This is a genomic window from Streptomyces sp. Y7 (assembly GCF_043195415.1).
Lineage (GTDB): Bacteria > Actinomycetota > Actinomycetes > Streptomycetales > Streptomycetaceae > Streptomyces.
The window spans coordinates 137809-154115 of sequence record NZ_JBIDDQ010000002.1; the positions used below are offsets into that span (position 1 = coordinate 137809).

A 16307-nucleotide genomic window follows, 5' to 3' on the forward strand; every position below is an offset into this window, starting at 1 on the left:
CCACCGCCGCATGGACTTTCCACCGCGGCGCAGACAAGATCGTTCTCGCTGGCGACGAGGGCGAGGCACTGGCGATCAAATCGGGTCACCCAGGCTGGCTCTCTGCGGCCGCTCCGGACTCGACCGGATGCCGTACGCCGCACAGGCCCGCGGTGACTCGTCGGCCCTTCCCGCCTGACGACGGGACGCGTTTGCCGGGAGCCGGCAGTCAGTCTGCGGCAAGGATGTCGGAGAGGCTGACGGCGGGGCGGTCAAGCATTGCAGTCAGCACGCGCCGCTGCCGTTCGGTCAAGAGGGCTACGAAGATCACCGCGTCAGCATCGGCCTGGTCGCACGCCTCAGCCACCTCGCGAACCTTTCCGTAGCTCAGCAGCGTCCGCGAGGAGTAGGGCAGTCCCATCTTCCGGGCTCCGCCGTCCGAGACACCTCGCCGCTGCACCTTCTGATCGACAACCCGAACGCCGCGCGCTGCGAGTTCCGCGGCTGCCGACGCCATGAGCGCTTCGAAGTCCTTCTGTTTGGCCGAGAAGTAGCCGACCAGAAGCACATCAGCCCCGGCGGCCGTGAACTGCAAAGGCTGGCGACGATCCGGTGCCAGCGGGACGCGCCGAGCGACGCGCCGGTCGCGCCTTCGGGACTGATGCATGGCCCACAGGCTAGGAGACCGCCCGCCTGCAGCGATACGGGGTTTCTCGGAGGCCGGGGTCGGCCGGGGAGATCAGAGCCCTCTTGCCTCACGCCTAGCACTGCTAGACAATCGAGCAGCAGTAGAGCTAGCGTTGACTCGTCGACTAGCAGCGCTAGATCCCAGGAGAGGTCACCATGCTCAACGCACTCGAGATCTTCACCACCGTGGTCGTCGGCGTGATGGTGGGGGTGGAGTTCTCCGTCGCCTTCTTCGTCAAAGCGATCCTCGACGGCCTCCCCGACGACAGTGCTCAACGCGGCCGTAGCCACGGAGGCCGACTGCTCGGCGCCGTGATGCCGGTCTGGTACTTCACCTCGCTCGCCCTCGTCGCGGTCTGGGCCGTCGCCGGATGGCAGGACCATGGCGCCGGCCTCGTCGTCACCGCCGCGGCGCTGCTGATCCTCAGCGTGATCATGTCGATCGTGCTGCTCGTCCCGATCAACAACCGGGGCAAGACGTGGACCGTCGACAACCGGCCCGCCGACTGGAAGCAGCAGATGAACCGCTGGGACCGCTTCCACTACGTCCGCGTCGCCGTCATCATCGCCGCCTTCGCCCTGCTGGTCGCCGCCCTCACCTGAGCCTGTGGACGGATGCCGCGCCGGTGGCGGACACCCCACTCCCCGAGCGGCAGTGGCAGCCGCCGCCGAAACCCGGGCATCTTCGAATAGGGCTGCCGCCAGGTGCCCACAACTGCGAACTCGCCCCCGACCACCTGCGCGGCCCTCGGCTCCGGTTCGGAAAAAGATTTGAGCTAGGCGGAGCCCCGCTGCTACGTTCCTGACGGATCGTGAAATCGTCGTATGGAGGTGAGCCCCGTGAACACAGTTACCCGTGGGTGCTCCCGCAATCCGTCACGGTCCGGCGGCTGACATTCGGTGTCGCCAGGAGCGCCTGAGATCGAGGCACTCCTGAAGGAGACTCCGATGAACATGAAGCCTTTCCCATCTGGCCTGGGCGAGAACGCCGTGATGATCACGCGTGTCGCAGACAGGCAATGGCATGCACTGGAAGACGACTTGGTGGTCGGCCGCGGGCATGCGCAGCACCGGCCCGACGGACGCCTGTTCGTCAGCATCGACGCCTGGCACGACGCCACGTTCAACCGACTCGCCGAGGCAATGCTGACGGAACTACCCGCGCCGCTGTACACGGTGGTCGACGAAGCCGATGTCGAGTTGACGGCCGCCTGGCAGGGGGCCGGTTTAACGATCCGGCGGCGCGAGTGGGAGTACGTCGTACCGACCGATCCACAAGTCACCGGCATCGAGAAAGTGGTGCCACCCTCGGGCGTGACGATCGTTCCCGCAGGCGAGGCGGACGAGGGCCTCCTGCGGACGGTGGACCGCGAGATCCGTGACGAGGTCCGGGCGACCGTCGGGTGGGAGTCGATGCCCGCCGAGGTGATTCGCCTCCCCGAAGGCGACACCATCGTCGACCCGTCGAAGTACGCGGTCGCAGCGGCGCCGGACCGCTACCTGGGCCTGATCCGGGTGGTGACGGTGAACCGCCCGCGGATCGGGCTGATCGCGGTCCGAGCCGGCGAGCAGCGCCGCGGCATCGCTCGGGCGCTACTGACCCACGCCCTCGGAGCGCTGCACCACTCCGGGTTCACCACGGCCTGGGCCGAAGTCCAGGAGTCCAATCAAGCGGCCACGGCACTCTTCGAGAGCTTTGGCGCCCGGCCGATGAGCAGCAACCTGGAGCTGGTGCGATGACCAAGCACAAGAACGTCATCGAGGTCGAGGGCAAGGTCGTCGAGTGCCTGCGCAGCGCCATGTTCACCGTGGAACTCGAGAACGGCCACCACGTGCTCGCGCACATCAGCGGGAAGATCCGCAAGAACTACATCAAGATCATGCTGGAAGACCGGGTACTGGTGGAGCTCCCGCCGTACGACCTGACGCGCGGCCGGATCGTCTTCCGGTACCGGAACTAGCGGCGGTCGGCACCTTCCGCGGAAGGTGATCGCGGGCCCCGGTCGCGGCGCTATACGTGACCGGGGCCCCAGCCCCATGACGAAGGACGCAGCACCAACCTCCTTCAGTGGTGCCCTCACGGGCGGCCTGCAGGGCCCAGTGCGTCCAGCGAGGTTGCGGAGCCGCAGCAGGGAAGCGTCACGGCGAGGGTGGCGAAGCCGTCATCGCAGTGGGCTTCGAGTAGGTTCGCGAGCGGGCCGGCTTGGGCTCCAGGCTGCTGCACTTCAACACCCTCCGACCTGCGCGATCGTGTTAAAGAGCGGGGGCGGCCGGCCCTATGCGAATCTTCGCGCCGTCACTCTCGAGTGCCCGGGCAAGCTGCGTGCCAGTTGCCGGTGAACGACGATGGAGAGACCGACAGGGGCTGGCCGGCTCTGTAGCTTCCGCCCCCTGTGCGCAAACCGCCGTAGCGCGCCAAGGATCGCGGCGGAGGGAGGTTCGCTGTGGACCCACCCTCTGGCCCGCAGGAACATGGCCGGCGTAACCAGAGCGGCCCGTTGGACAATGCCGAACGAGCGGAGTACGAGCGACTCCGGCGCACCCTCGGCGTACGTCACCGTCGTCTGCGACTCTGCGGAGCTTCCCTGCTCCTCACCCTGGCTGTTCTGCTTGCACCCATCAGCGTTGTCGCCACATGGGTGAATTCCCAGGTCACCGATGTTGATCGGTATGTACAAACCGTGTCGCCTCTCGCCAGGGACCCCGCAGTCCAAAATCTGGTGATCGATCGTGTCACCGCCGGACTGGTCGAGAAGTTTGACGCTCGCGAGATCAGCGACGCGCTCGCCGACACTCTGGCCGACCGTGATGCCCCCCGCTTCCTTGTCGACGCGGCCAGGTCGCTGGACGAAGAGCTCGAGGGCGGACTGACGACCGGCGTGCGCTTCGCGGTCGAGAAGGTGGTGACGAGCGACGCCTTTGCCAAAGCCTGGGACAGCATCAACCGCGGCGCGCACACCGTAGCGACGAATATCCTCACTGGGGAGGGAGGCGGAGCCCTCGAGGTCAAGGGCGACACCATCACGCTGAACGTGGGCACGGTGATTGCAGATTTGCAGAAGCAGCTGATCGGCGTGACGCTTGTCAAGGCAGAGGACATTCCCGGGGCGGACAAGCCCATAGTGCTTGTCCGGCAGGAAAATCTTAGTGAGGCCCGGGATGGTGCCCGCTGGCTTGGTGCTGTCGGCCCGTGGTTGCCCCTGGCGGTGGTTGTGCTCGGCGGGCTGGGTATCTGGGCGGCACCGTCACGCCGGGTTGCACTGATGGCCGGCGGCATCGGCGCCGGCAGCATGATGTGCGGCCTTCTCGTCGGACTCGTCATCATGCGCCAGATCTATCTGGATGCGGTAACCCAGGTATCCCAGTCGCAGGATGCCGCACCAGCCGTCTTCGACACCCTGGTGAGGTTCCTCCGGCAGAGCATCATCACAGCGCTCCTCACGGCCCTGCTCACCGTGATCGCGGGATATCTGTACGGTCAAGGCCGTGGTGCGGTCGCTGTGCGCGCGGCCGCGGCCCGAAGTACCGAAGCCGCCGGGCACGCGCTAGCCCGGACGGGGGTGACGACAGGGGCCGTCGGACAGTGGCTGCGCGCGCACCAGCCCCTGACTACAGGCGCCGTCGTCGGCGCCGGGGGCCTCACCCTCTTCCTGTGGGACTACCCCACGCCCGCCACCGTGGCCCTTCTCCTCCTGCTCGTCGTGGTTGTCCTGGTGCTCCTGGGCGTCCTGGCGGCTGCGGACGACTCGGAGCAACGCCCTACAGACGCCACGCCGCCGCGATAGCAGGGCATCCGAAACCCGGCGGCCGGTTCCGCCTCGGCTTCAGTGACCCGAGTCGCGGGCGAAGGCAGGGTTCGCGCGTGCCTGGCCTGCAAACTACAGCGTGTACACCACACACGATCGCAGCTTCCCAAGCTGAGGCTTGAGGCCTTAGTTCCGAGGCGGGTTGGGCCACTCGCCGGCAGTGGCGAGGCCTGGCATCATCCGGGCCGTTCGGGGGATACGAGGGCGGCCTCGGAGACGTATCCCACCCCGCGGGGGCATCCCTTGCTGGGACGAAAGGGAGACATGATGCCGCTCTATCTATCGAGGTTCAGCTACACGCCGGAGACCTGGGCGAGACTGATCGGCCACCCCGAGGACCGCGCAAAGGCCGCTCAGTCGTACATCGAGTCCGTCGGCGGCAAGCTCCACGGCTTCTGGTACGCGTTCGGCACCCGCGACGGCTACAACTTGTGGGAAGCCCCCAATAACGTCTCCATGGCAGCTGTCGCCCTGGCGATCAGCGGCGGCGGCGCACTCAGCTCGTTTGAGACGACCGTTCTCCTGACCGTCGACGAAACCATGGATGCCCTGCGTGAAGCCGGGCAAATCCAGTACCGGGCTCCCGGCGCATAGCCGTCTGTGTGGCCTACAGCGACCGGGTTCAGGCATCGGGCAGCAGTACAGCAGCGAGGTGCAGCCACCCCAGCAACCCTCCGCGCCCAGTGGTGATCGCTGAAGACCGCATAGCGTCCTGTATGACCGACCGCAATGGACCGGTCTCTGTCGGGTTACGGATCAGACATTCCCCGCGCCGCACCCGTGCTCCCTTGTTGAGGCTTCACGCACGTGTCACACAGTTGATAGGCGTGGTGACTGAGAGGGGCTCTGCCTGTCCGTGCTGGGTGGCAACCGCGGTGAGCCGTCGGACTGGGCCGTGGAGCGGTGTGGGCGTCATGCCGCAAGCTCGTCCCAGCGATTCCGGAGCAACTGGCTAGGGTCCACGCACGGGCTCATGCGGGTCACCTCACCGCGAGGCTGAAGAAGCACAGTCCGTACGGCGCCACCCTGGCCGAGGCAGTGCGCGAGAACCTCGCGGATAGGGCTCGCGAGTTGGACGAAGCCGCGCGGGACGTGCGCGGGTACGAGTACGCCGTCTTCAACGACCACGCGCACTTCCCTTTTAGACGTCATCGCATTTGGTAAGTCTGCGGTAGCAGATGAGGGTGCACGCGATGCTGGTAAAGGCCAGGAAGTGCTCGGCTTTGCGCTCGTAGCGGCGGTGCAGTCGGCGGCATCCGCCGAGCCAGGACATCGTGCGCTCTACGGTCCAGCGGTGGCGGCCCAGCCGGGTTGAGGACTCGACGCCCTTGCGGGCGATGCGATGCCTGATGCCGCGGCCACGTAACCATCGCCGCAGGTGGTCATAGTCGTATCCCTTGTCGGCGTGGAGCTTTGCCGGTCTGCGCCGCCGGCGTCCACGCCGGGAGCGGATGGGCGGTATGCCCTTCACCAGCGGGATCAGCGCCTGGCTGTCGTGAAGATTCGCTCCCGAGATTCCGACGGACAGGGGCAGACCGGTCCGCTCGGTGATCAGGTGGATCTTCGAGCCGTACTTGCCCCGGTCCACAGGATTCGGACCTGTCAGCTCCCCCTTTTCAGGGCCCGCATGTTCACCGAGTCGATCGCGCAGCGGGACCAGTCCAGCTCACCGCGGGCGCCGAGCTCGTCGAGGACCAGGCGGTGGAGCTTGGCCCACACCCTTGCCTTCGACCACTCGGCAAAGCGCCGGTGGGCCGTCGCTCCCGACGGGCCGAACGACGCGGCCGGCAACTGCTGCCACGTGCAGCCCGACGTTGCCACGAACACGATCGCAGCCAGCACCTCCCGGTCACCGTGCCTGCGCGTCGGCCGCCGCCCTGAGGCCGCGACGGAGCCTCCGGAACCACCCGCTGGAACAGCTCCCACAACTCATCCGGCACCAGACGCTCAACGATCGAAGCCACGACCGACAGCCTACCGAGCCAAATGAGATGGCTTCTAAGACCGTGTCCTACGTGGTCAGGTGGTCGTTGACTTCGCTATGGGGCGGGGTACTTGGAGTTGGATTGTTCCTGACGGGCTGTGGGAGATCGCAAAGCCGCTGATCGTGCCGCCGAGAGTGCGGCCGCAGGGCGGCGGAACGCCGGATACACCTGATGAGACGTTGTTCGCAGCGATCGTCTACGTCCTGGTCAGCGGCTGCGCCTGGCGCGCTCTGCCGCCTTGCTTCGGCATATCGAAGTCGACCGCCCACCGCCGGTTCCTGATCTGGTCGAGAGCCGGCGTCTGGGGCCGCCTGCACGAAGCGGTCCTGCATCGCCTCGACGATGCCATCGACGTCACCCGCGTCGTGCTCGACACCGCCCACGTCCGGGCTAAAAAGGGGGCGAACACACAGGTCCGAGCCCCGTGGACCGGGGCAAGCCGGGTTCCAAGATACACGTCCTGTCGGACGCGAACGGACTGCCCCTTCTCGTCGGCATCTCGGCTGGCAACGTCCACGACAGCGAAGGGCTGAAGCCCATGATCGAGGGCCACCAATCGAAACACGACCCTCACTGCGGCCGGTACTTCAAGCCCCAGCGCCTACACGCAGACAAAGCCTACGACCGCGCCGACCTGCGTAGATGGCTCCGATGGAAGCGAATCGGAGTACGCATCGCCCGGAAAGGCATCGAATCCAGCGAGCGATTAGGGCGCCGAAGGTGGGTGATCGAGCGCACGATGTCGTGGCTCTCCGGCTACCGCAGACTCAGTCCCCGCTACGAACGCCATCCCCGCAACTACCTGGCATTTCTCGGACTTGCTGCCGCCCTCTGCTGCTACAAGCGACTCGTCCGCCTGACCACGTAGGACACGGTCTAAGTACGCCGACCGCCCCAAGCCCCTCGAACGTGCGCGGCTGGCAGCCAACGCTTCCCATACGCGTGGGCGAATGCTCGTGAGCCACGGGCCGGAGCTGCAAGACGGCCTCTCCCCCGGACGATGAGCTCACGACCGAGGAGTACGAGGAAACTGCACGAGACCTTCGAGACTCTCGACGGAACAGCGGGGACCAGGCCACAGATCCGCCGAGGCTGGAAGGCCCTTCCGCCGCTCGTCAAGCCGTCAATGCCGCCCTGAAGAACCCAAGCTTCCGTGCTAAGAGCGCGAGTTCGATTCTCGTCACCCGCTCCATGCGAAACCCCCGGGCCAGAGGCCCGGGGGTTCTTTGTAGTGCCGTACCGGGTCGGGCACGAGCCCGGTGAACACCCGGAGCTCGTGGGCTCGTTGTCGGACCAGCCCCAGGGCAGCGGCTCGCGCAGCCGTCGCGTCAGCTCCTCCTCCAGCAGCGGCAGCATCTCGCGTGGCCCCGGTGGCCGGCCGGTCTCTGCAGCTCAGCCATGGCGCGGACCGGCGCCGAGGTCGCGTCGGAGCCGGACGTGCAGCCCCGGGAGCCGTCGCGCCCGCTCGTCGTCAGTAGCGGTGGCCTGGCCAGTGCGGATCCGTCCAGCGGGCCTCGTCGGCGAGTCCGAGCAGCCGTATCCGGTGCTGCAGCTCCGCCGATGCGCCCGACTCGCGGAGCCGCACCGCGGCGTGGCCGAGGAGCCAGGCGACCAGTTCGGCGCGCATCTCCTCCTCGTCGTGCTCGTACCAGCCGACGTGCCACGGCAGGCTGTCTCCCAGGAGCTCGTACTCCCATTCCGCCGCTGCCTCGGTGAGACGGCGGTCGCTGAGGTGCCCGGTCTGCTTCTCCCATTCGGCAAGCCAGGGGCCGACCGATCCGGATGCCTCGGCACACATCACGAAGACCTGATGCGCGGGGACGACCGCATCCGGATCGGTGAGGCTGTTCTCCCACCAGGCATGCAGGAACTCGCGTACCGCACCGGCGCGATGGTCGGGCCACTGCTGCCAGCGGCCGCGGGCGAAGGAGGAACCGGCCTCTTCCAGGCCGCCGAACAGGGGTTCCGCGCGACCGGCGACCAGGACCTGGGCGAACTGCGGCAGGACGCGCCGCAGCACGGCCGCGTGATCGGTCCAGTCGGTGGCCTGCCACGCCCGGCGCAGGAGATCCGGATCCAGCTCCACGTCCGGTGTCTTCAGAAGGGACAGCTCCTCCGCGCTGCCCCAGTGGCATGCGCAGTTGTGCTCGTCCGGACGCGCGGTCATGCCGCGGAAAGTGACGGCGAGATTGCCCAGGGCGGCGCTGAGGCGGCGGCGTGCCGGATGGTCGGCGAGATGCATCATGTGCCCGGCCTTCGATGACTCCGTACGGCTTCCGCCGGCCGAAGATCGCCACCTTACCGGGTGACGCGGACCTGTGGACGGCCGCCCCGGGACGGGTGCGGTCTCAAGCGCCACCGGGCCGTGGCCACGAGGTACGGCAAGCTCGCCGTCTGCTACGGGGCGCCGTGCTGGTCGCAGGCCTCAACGAATGGTTGTGCCCGGCACTTCCGAGTCAGAGCCTAGGAGCGGATGTGCGTGCGGGCTTGCTCGATCCACCCCAGCACGGCCTTGGCACCGCAGCTCTCGGCGACTGACTGCGCCTCGTCAAGGTGGTGGAACGCCGCCGCTGGGTCGCCGGTTTCGGCGGCGAGGTAGGCCAGTGCCACCAGGCCGGCCGCTTCGCCGGGCCTGAAGCCGATCTCACGGCGCAGAGTCACCGATTCGGTCAACCTCTCGCGGGCCTGATCGCAGCGGCCTGCATCCTTGTCGGTGAAGCCGAGATGCCGAATCGCATAGGACATCGTCATCCGATCGTCGACGGTCTTCGCCAGCGCGTACGACCGCTCGAAGTACGGCCTGCCGGCGACGCCGTCGCCCTTGACCACCTGGTGCCAGCAGCCGACCCAGAACAACGCGTCCGCCTCGCCCGAGGTATCCCCCAGCCGCTCGTACAACTCGGCCGCGCGCTCGAACAGCACCAGTTCCTGGGGGTTCTCTTCGCGGTCGTTCAGGAAGCGGACGTGCAGCACCTTGCCCCGCGCCATGGCAAGCGGCGCCTCGACCGAGTCCAGCACCTCGTCGGACCGATCCAGCGCGGCCGCGTCCCCGCCGAACATCGCCGCTTCGAACAGCTCCCCCGCACGTTCAATCCAGTCCTGCCCTGCCATACCCCTACCCCTCCCCGTCGGACGATGACAGCGCCGAGGCTATCCCCGCGCTGCCGGCGGAACGCGGGAATTGTGGGACGGCGACTCTCGAACACCCCAGTCGCCTGCGAGCTGGGAGTGCCAGCAGGCCGACCTCAGCCCGTCAGCTCCTCCAAGAAAGCCTGGCCTGGGCGGTCGAGCCAGGCGCCTACGGCTTTCGCAACAGGCCGTAGGTGTATTGACCCGCAGGGTTGTTGACTCGGGTGCTGGGTGGCTGGCCTCCGAGTGCGGTGTGGCAGCGATGGTAGTTGTAGGCGTGCAGGAAGTCGGTCAGGCCTCCGGTGCGCTCGTGGTTGCTGGTGAAGGGCCTTAGGCAGGCCCACTCGTCGAGCAGGGTGCGGTGGAAGCGTTCGACCTTGCCGTTGGTCTGAGGGCGGTAGATGCGGGTCAGCTTGCCGGTGGCGCCGATCTCGGCGAGGGCTTGCTTCCAGGCCAGGCCCTTGCGGTAGGCCCAGGCGTTGTCGGTCAGAATGCGTTCGATGCGGGTGATGCCGTGGGCGTGGAAGAAGGCGGCTGCGCGGGTGAGGAAGCCGGCGCAGGTGGCGACCTTCTCGTCCGCGTAGATCTCGCTGTAGGCGAGGCGGGAGTGGTCGTCGAGGGGGCCGGCTGGAGCGGTCGTGCAGCCCCGGCTCGCCCTCCGCCCGCCAGCGGCGCATCCATTTGTGGGCCGTGACGCGCGAGATGCCCACTTCCGCTGCGACGTGCGCGACGGGCGTGTATCGGAATTAAATCTCGATGCCTGTGGGACGACAACGAATCCTGAGGCCTCGTTTCTGTGCGCCGTGCTGCGGGTGAGCCCAGGCGAGCACGGCCTGGAGCAGGTTTCAGCGGCGGCGAGCAGGTAAGAGTCTCGCCTGGGCTCCGCGGCGAACAACGCGGCGCCACCCGATGCTGTGCGACCAGGAGCGCCGAGGAACACCCGTGTCGGAACATGAGCCAGCCATCCGCTACAGCGAGGTCGCGGACCAGGATGTGCGCAGCCTGCGGACGCGCTACTGCCGGTTGCGCACCGAGGCAGGCGCACCGGTCGCCGAACTCGAAGCGGTCTCCTTCCGCGTCCGCTTCGGCGCGGTAGCCGTCGCCGCGGAGGGCATCGGCGGCGTGGAGACCGAGCCCGAGTTCCGGCGGCGGGGACACATGAGCCGGCTCCTGCGCCAGGCGCTGGCCGGCGTGGCACAGCGGGTGGATGTCGCGTTCGTGTCCGACGGTGTCGAGGGAGTGTACGAGAAATTCGGTTTTGTCGGCGCTGTGGCAGAAGGGGCTCTGATCGTCCCCGTGCGCAACGTGGAACGCGCAGCTGGGGACGATCCGAGGGCTGCCGTCCCGGGTGTCCGCAGCGGCTCGGCGGCGGATCTGCCGGCGATGGTCCGTCTGTACAACACCGCACACGCTCAGCGGCCCTGGACCCATGAACGGCACGTCGGCTGGAACCGGCTCGTTCCCCAGGCCACGTGGAAGCCCGGGTCACAGACCCTGGTCCTGCACACTCACGGCACTCTCGCGGGCTATGCCGTGCTGGAGGGCCGGGCCTTCGGTGACCCCGTGGGGTCGGTGGTCGTGGACGAGTTGGTGGCCGAGGACGCGGCTGCGACGGCCCTGCTGCTCACGGCCCTCGCCCGGCTGTGCTGGCAGAGGCGCTTGAGCGAGTTCACGGTCCGGGAGCCGGCCGACAGCCTGGTGGGCCGCGTGGCACGTCACATGGGCTGCACCGATCAGCGCGGGTTTCGGCCCAGCGGCGGGATGATGGCGGCCGTTCTGAATCGGTCGGCGCTGGTGCGCAAGCTCGAGCCCGAACTGCGCCGCCGGGCCGACGGACAGCAGCCGGACCAGGTTTACGACACGGCGCTGGCCGCACTGCGGCGCGGCGATCTGATCCCCGATGACACGGCGCTCGTCCGGCTCCTTCTCGGCCACTGGTCGACCGGTGACGCCGATGCGGCGAGCGCGGCGATGCCCGACCAGTACCGCGACCTTTGCGCAGCTTGGTTTCCCGGAGGAGGCACTCCGTCCCTGCCGACCCCGTACGCCCACCGCCTGGACCGCTACTAGCGCAGCATCGAATGTACTGGTCATAGCCACTCAGACGTGACCAGAAGCCCACTCCTGCGCCGGCCACCGGACCATGGACGCAGATGAGCGCTCTTGAACAATGCCCATCACCCCACCGCACGGTTGGAGATGGTGTGGGGTTGGCCTCGGAGTCGGCGCACGGCCCACGGAGGACAGCGATGCATGATCAACTTGGGGCGTGGAGACCATAATCGCCAGCGGCATAGCCGTCCTGGGAACGCTGCTTGGTTCGGGGATCACCCTGGCGTTCCAGCAGCGCACCGCCGACAGGAGCCACCAGTTCACCCGCCAGGAGAAACTGCGGCAGGAACGACTCGATGCCTACTCCGCCTACGCCGGCGCATTGGTCAACTACCGCCGCTGCCTGGTCCACCTCTGGTTCTGCGAACACGAACAGCCACCACCGGAAGACCCCGACACGGTACGGATCCGCGCCTACGACCTACGCTCCAACGCCCAAGAGGCGCTGTTCCGGGTACAGATGCTCACCGATGACGAAACGCTGAGCCAGGCCGCGGAGGACGTGCTCGCAGACATTACGACGCTGTCCAAGACAGACGGCCGGACCGAACTCGACGGTGCCAGAGTTCGGACCCGTGACGACATCAGCCAACTGGTCCGAGCAGCCAAGCAACACCTCTGAGCCACGTGCCGACGCACTGGTGACGCGTCTGCCGGTCAAAGCCGCAGCACGGTGGCATGACGCACATGATGAGGTACGAGCCATGAGGCGAGGGCCTGGGGTGGATGGTCCGCCTGTGGGCCGTGCAAGCTGCCCGAGGCGCACCGACGGTGACCGACGGAGGCAGTCGCACGCCTGGCCCTCACGGTGCCCCCGCCCAGATCAAAGGCCCCCAGGTATACGGGTTACCAACCAAGGGTGGACCTCAGGCAAGATGGGCTGCTTCTTTACGCTTGGCCGCGGTTGTGGCAGGCACCTTGGGGGGTTTCAGTGATCATCGCGGTATCGGACGGCCATGACCCCGTCTCCCAGCTCCAGACGAGCGTGCTCACCCTGATCTTTGGCATAGCCCTCATCAGCGCCGGACGGATGCTTCAGCGGAACGGCCGGTTGCCCGGTCCCCTGGATCTCGGGCAAAAGATCTCAGGCTCGCTGGTAGCGGAAGAGGGCAAGAGCGCCGGTGTCGTCAGGCTGGGGGCCGTCATGATCGGCTTCGGCTGTTTCTTCCTCTTCGGCACGGCGTGCCTCGTACTCGGCGCGATGGGTGTTTTGGCTCCGGCATGACCAGCAGTTCCGTGATCTGTCCCGAGTGCAACCAGCTCATGAAGCAGGGCGGCCTCGTGCTCTCCCGGCGGGAGGACGACGGCAAACGGGGCTGCCGATCGCTGTGGGGGTGCACCAGTGGGCATGTCTGGTGGAAGTGGGCGGACCGGCCAGGCGAGCCCGTGGAGGCATGCCCGGTGCCGGAGCTGTTCCGCTGACATCCAACGCCGCCATCGCTGTTGCGAATGCTCGTCGTCACCGGCCAACAGGTTCTCCAGCGCACGCCGTTCCCATGGCCAGTCCCGCCGGGAACTGCGGTACAGCAGCCAGGTACAGAACCCCAGCAATCGTCGCGGCTGCAGCTCACCCAATTCCCGCGCATCTCGCTCTAGGCCCCTGGCGTTCTATGGCGAGTTCGCCGGAGCGATGACCGAGTGCAGAAGATGCCAGTACGGCCGATGGGGCGGTGATCACTCAGCGACCGATGACAACCAACGACTGGCGTGCATCCGACCCGACGACGTCCCTCGAGGCGTGCGAGTGCAACTGACCGATCCGGATGGGGAGTTCATCGGGCCGTACCCGCCGATCGGCAAGTACGGCCCGTACCCGGAGCGACTGCGGCAGCAGTTCGAGGGCGTGATCTGGCGGTTCAAGACCGGCGGGCAGTGGCGGGAGATGCCGACGGAGTTCGGCGCCTGGTCGACCGTACACAACCGCTTCCGGCAGTGGCGTGACGCCAGCGTCTTCGAGGCCTTGCTGGAGGGCCTGATCACGGAAGCCGCGAAGCGGGGTGAGGTGGGCCGGTCCCTGGTCAGCGTCGCCCAACCGGAAGAAGAAGGGCTCCAGAGGTGGCCGACCCGTCAGCCACGACACCGATCTCTACAAGGAGCCGAACACCGCCGAACGCCTGATCAACAAGCTCAGAGCATGGCGAGGCATCGCCACCCGATACGACAGGACTCCCGCCAGCTACCTCGCCGGTCTCCACCTGCGCGCCTCGATGATCTGGATCAAGGACCTCACCAGCGCCACCCGATGATCACGACTCGATATGCCCATACGTGACGCGCTGAGGTGCCGGACGCCAAGGGCGGGCAGGAGTTGAGTCAACGGTCAACCAGCCGTGGACGCGGGGCTTCACCCACGGATTCGGCGTCGTCGGTGCCGACCGGGCCGCGGGGAAGCATCCGGTCCAGCCACTTCGGCAGCCACCAGTTGGTCCGGCCGAGGAGTGTCATGGTCGCCGGTACCAGCACCATGCGGACGACCGTCGCGTCGATGAAGATCGCGGTGGCCAGGCCCAGCCCGAACATCTTGGTGGACGGGTCCTCGGCGACGGCGAAGGACAGGAAGACCGCCACCATGATGAGCGCGGCCGAGGTGATGATGCGGGCGGTGCCCGAGACGCCCTGGACGATCGCCTTGCCGTTGTCGCCGGTGCGCACGTATTCCTCGCGCACGCGGGACAGGAGGAACACCTCGTAGTCCATCGACAGGCCGAAGAGGATGGCGAAGAGGAACATCGGGATGAACGACACGATCGGAACCGTCGCTTCCAGACCGATGAGTGCCCCTCCCCAGCCCCACTGGAACACCGCGACCATGATGCCGTAGGCCGCGCCGATGCTCAGCAGGTTCAGCAGCACCGCCTTGAGCGGTACGAGTATCGAGCGGAAGACCAGCATCAGCAGCAGGAACGACATCGCCAGCACGGCGGCGACGAACAACGGCAGGCGTTCGCTGGTGCGTCGTCCCACATCGGACAGGCTCGCGGCCGCGCCGCCGACGTGAGCCCTGGCCGGGCCGTGCCCGATCGCCGTGGGCAGCACGTCGGTGCGCAGCCGGGCGATGGTGTCGGCCGTGGCCTTCTCCTGCGGGCTGGTGGTCGGGAACACCACGAGGGTCGCGATGCCCGTGGCTCGATCGATCTGCGTCGGCGCGACGGATGCGATGCCCGGGTCCGCCGCGACCGCCCCGACGAGCCGGTCCAGCACTCCCTGATCGCCGGCGGGGTCCGCGGCGATGACGAGGGGACCGTTGGTGCCCGGACCGAACCCCTCGGCGACGAGGTCGTAGGCGCGGCGCTCGGTGCGGCTGGGGGGAAGTGAGCCGTCGTCGGGCAGACCGACGCGTAGGCCGAGCACCGGCAGTGTCGCGGTCAGCAACAGCCCGGCCGCGCCGATCGCGTACGGCACCGGGTGCCGGCTGACGTGCCCGATCCAACGCCGCCACCCGGCGGCGTCGGCGGCGCCGGCCGCCGTGACCCGCCGTCGTGCAAGTCGGCCCAGCTTCCGCCTCTGAAGAGCCCTGCCGATCCGACCGGCCCGGGCCAGGCGCATGCCGGCGACGCCGAGAAAGGCCGGCAACAATGTCACCGATGCGACCACCATGATCAGGACGACGATCGAGACGGCGACCCCGCCCACCGTCATGAACGGCACGTTCGCGACCGCCAGTCCGAGGATCGACACGACGACGGTGCCGCCGGCGAAGACCACCGGCCGCCCCGCCGTTGCCACCGCTCGTCCGGCCGCCGCCTGCGGATCGAGCCCGCACGCGAGGTACTCCCGGTGGCGGGCCAACACGAACAGCGCGTAGTCGATGCCCACTCCGAGCCCGACCATGCTGCCCAGGACCGGTGCGAAGGTCGGGACGTCCGTCATCCCCGCGAGCACCGTCATCGTGGCGACTCCCACGGTCAGCCCGAAGATCGCCATGCCGATCGGCAGTGCGGCGGCGACGAGCGAACCGAACGCCAGGAACAGGATCGCGGCCGCGGCGAGAAGGCCGATCAGCTCGCTCACGCCGCCGTTGGGGTCGGAGAAGGCGTAGAAGAGGTTCCCGCCCATCTCGATGCGCAGGGGCAGTTCGGCGCGCAGCCGGTCGCCGAGATCGACGAGGGCGTCGAGGTCTTCGGCCGACAACCGGCTCTGGTCGGGGTACTGCACCCGGACGACCGCGATCCGCCCGTCGGCCGAGACGAGGCCGCCGCGCACGGCGGTGTCCCGGCCTGCGTCGAGTGCCCCCGCCGGGTCGCTCGTGCCGAGCACGTGCGGCAGCCGCTTCACCTCGGTCTGCAGCCGCGTGAGGGCGGTGCGCGCGCTGTCGTCGTCGAAGAACGTCGCACCGTCGTCGAGCGGAGTGACGACCACTTGGGCGGTCATCCCGTCCTGGCCGGTGCCGGCCCGCTCGATCAGTTCCGCGGCCCGCTGGGAGTCCAGTCCCGGAGCGGTCATCGAGTCCGCGGTACGCCCGCCGAAGGCGACGGCGGCGAGGACGGCGAGCGTGGCGGCGATCAGCCATGCCGCGATCACCCGCCAGGGATGGCGGGCGGCGCTTGTGCCCAGGCGCAACAGGGCTTTCGAGAGCATCGGGTCCTCCAACCACCTCGTCGGCCGTCCT

At 67.9% G+C, this 16307-nt stretch carries 14 protein-coding genes and 3 pseudogenes; 11 read left to right on the plus strand and 6 right to left on the minus strand.

Annotated features, from left to right (window positions below; genetic code table 11):
• Positions 1–208: 208 nt before the first annotated feature.
• The gene (locus tag ACGFW6_RS06580; RefSeq protein WP_393505364.1) at positions 209–646 is read right to left on the minus strand and encodes a hypothetical protein; all 438 of its coding nucleotides are present in this window, start codon (positions 644–646) and stop codon (positions 209–211) included.
• A 176-nt stretch (positions 647–822) separates the two neighbouring features.
• Between ACGFW6_RS06580 and ACGFW6_RS06585 the strand changes: the two genes are divergently transcribed.
• The 5 genes from ACGFW6_RS06585 to ACGFW6_RS06605 all read left to right on the plus strand — a co-directional run bounded on the left by ACGFW6_RS06585 (position 823) and on the right by ACGFW6_RS06605 (position 5066).
• Entirely contained in the window at positions 823–1269 is a 447-nt protein-coding gene (locus ACGFW6_RS06585; RefSeq protein WP_393505366.1) for an anthrone oxygenase family protein, read from the plus strand.
• Between the two features lie 345 nt (positions 1270–1614).
• Positions 1615–2406, plus strand: a complete 792-nt coding sequence (locus tag ACGFW6_RS06590) for a GNAT family N-acetyltransferase (RefSeq protein ID WP_393505368.1) — start codon at positions 1615–1617, stop codon at positions 2404–2406.
• A complete protein-coding gene (gene infA / locus ACGFW6_RS06595; protein ID WP_382530617.1) occupies positions 2403–2627 on the plus strand; it encodes a translation initiation factor IF-1 in 225 nt (74 codons plus the stop codon). The genes ACGFW6_RS06590 and infA overlap by 4 nt, the downstream gene beginning before the upstream one ends.
• Before the next feature lie 759 nt (positions 2628–3386).
• Complete coding sequence (locus tag ACGFW6_RS06600; protein ID WP_393505370.1) at positions 3387–4451, plus strand: hypothetical protein; 1065 nt, start codon at positions 3387–3389, stop codon at positions 4449–4451.
• 288 nt (positions 4452–4739) lie between these two features.
• Entirely contained in the window at positions 4740–5066 is a 327-nt protein-coding gene (locus tag ACGFW6_RS06605; RefSeq protein ID WP_393506930.1) for a GYD domain-containing protein, read from the plus strand.
• A gap of 547 nt (positions 5067–5613) precedes the next feature.
• Here ACGFW6_RS06605 and ACGFW6_RS06610 read toward each other — a convergent pair.
• Positions 5614–6427: pseudogene (locus ACGFW6_RS06610) on the minus strand (IS5 family transposase).
• Positions 6428–6513: 86 nt separating this feature from the next.
• On the opposite strand from ACGFW6_RS06610, the gene ACGFW6_RS06615 reads away from it, so the two are divergent.
• A protein-coding gene (locus ACGFW6_RS06615; RefSeq protein ID WP_393506932.1) for an IS5 family transposase occupies positions 6514–7325 on the plus strand; the annotation gives its coding sequence in 2 pieces (ribosomal slippage) (positions 6514–6850 and positions 6850–7325; 813 coding nt in all).
• Between the two features lie 603 nt (positions 7326–7928).
• Here ACGFW6_RS06615 and ACGFW6_RS06620 read toward each other — a convergent pair.
• The 3 genes and pseudogenes from ACGFW6_RS06620 to ACGFW6_RS06630 form a co-directional block, all read right to left on the minus strand.
• A complete protein-coding gene (locus ACGFW6_RS06620) occupies positions 7929–8699 on the minus strand; it encodes a hypothetical protein (RefSeq protein WP_393506934.1) in 771 nt (256 codons plus the stop codon).
• A 221-nt stretch (positions 8700–8920) separates the two neighbouring features.
• On the minus strand, positions 8921–9568 hold the full coding sequence (locus tag ACGFW6_RS06625; RefSeq protein ID WP_393505372.1) for a tetratricopeptide repeat protein: 648 nt from the start codon (positions 9566–9568) through the stop codon (positions 8921–8923).
• A gap of 187 nt (positions 9569–9755) precedes the next feature.
• Positions 9756–10320: pseudogene (locus ACGFW6_RS06630) on the minus strand (integrase core domain-containing protein); the annotation flags it as partial.
• Between the two features lie 208 nt (positions 10321–10528).
• Between ACGFW6_RS06630 and ACGFW6_RS06635 the strand changes: the two are divergent.
• The 5 genes and pseudogenes from ACGFW6_RS06635 (at position 10529) to ACGFW6_RS06655 (ending at position 13944) form a co-directional block, all read left to right on the plus strand.
• The gene (locus tag ACGFW6_RS06635) at positions 10529–11656 is read left to right on the plus strand and encodes a GNAT family N-acetyltransferase (protein ID WP_393505374.1); all 1128 of its coding nucleotides are present in this window, start codon (positions 10529–10531) and stop codon (positions 11654–11656) included.
• A 199-nt stretch (positions 11657–11855) separates the two neighbouring features.
• Positions 11856–12320 (plus strand): hypothetical protein, encoded by a 465-nt coding sequence (locus ACGFW6_RS06640; RefSeq protein WP_393505376.1) that lies wholly within the window; start codon positions 11856–11858, stop codon positions 12318–12320.
• A 309-nt stretch (positions 12321–12629) separates the two neighbouring features.
• Positions 12630–12923 carry a hypothetical protein gene (locus ACGFW6_RS06645; RefSeq protein ID WP_393505378.1) on the plus strand — a complete coding sequence of 98 codons (294 nt, stop codon included), beginning with the start codon at positions 12630–12632 and terminating at the stop codon, positions 12921–12923.
• Entirely contained in the window at positions 12920–13120 is a 201-nt protein-coding gene (locus ACGFW6_RS06650) for a dehydrogenase (RefSeq protein ID WP_393505379.1), read from the plus strand. Before ACGFW6_RS06645 ends, ACGFW6_RS06650 begins: the two co-directional genes overlap by 4 nt.
• A gap of 289 nt (positions 13121–13409) precedes the next feature.
• Positions 13410–13944 (plus strand): annotated as a pseudogene (locus ACGFW6_RS06655) (transposase).
• Positions 13945–14011: 67 nt separating this feature from the next.
• Here ACGFW6_RS06655 and ACGFW6_RS06660 read toward each other — a convergent pair.
• Positions 14012–16276 (minus strand): MMPL family transporter, encoded by a 2265-nt coding sequence (locus ACGFW6_RS06660; protein WP_393505381.1) that lies wholly within the window; start codon positions 16274–16276, stop codon positions 14012–14014.
• Positions 16277–16307: the final 31 nt, after the last annotated feature.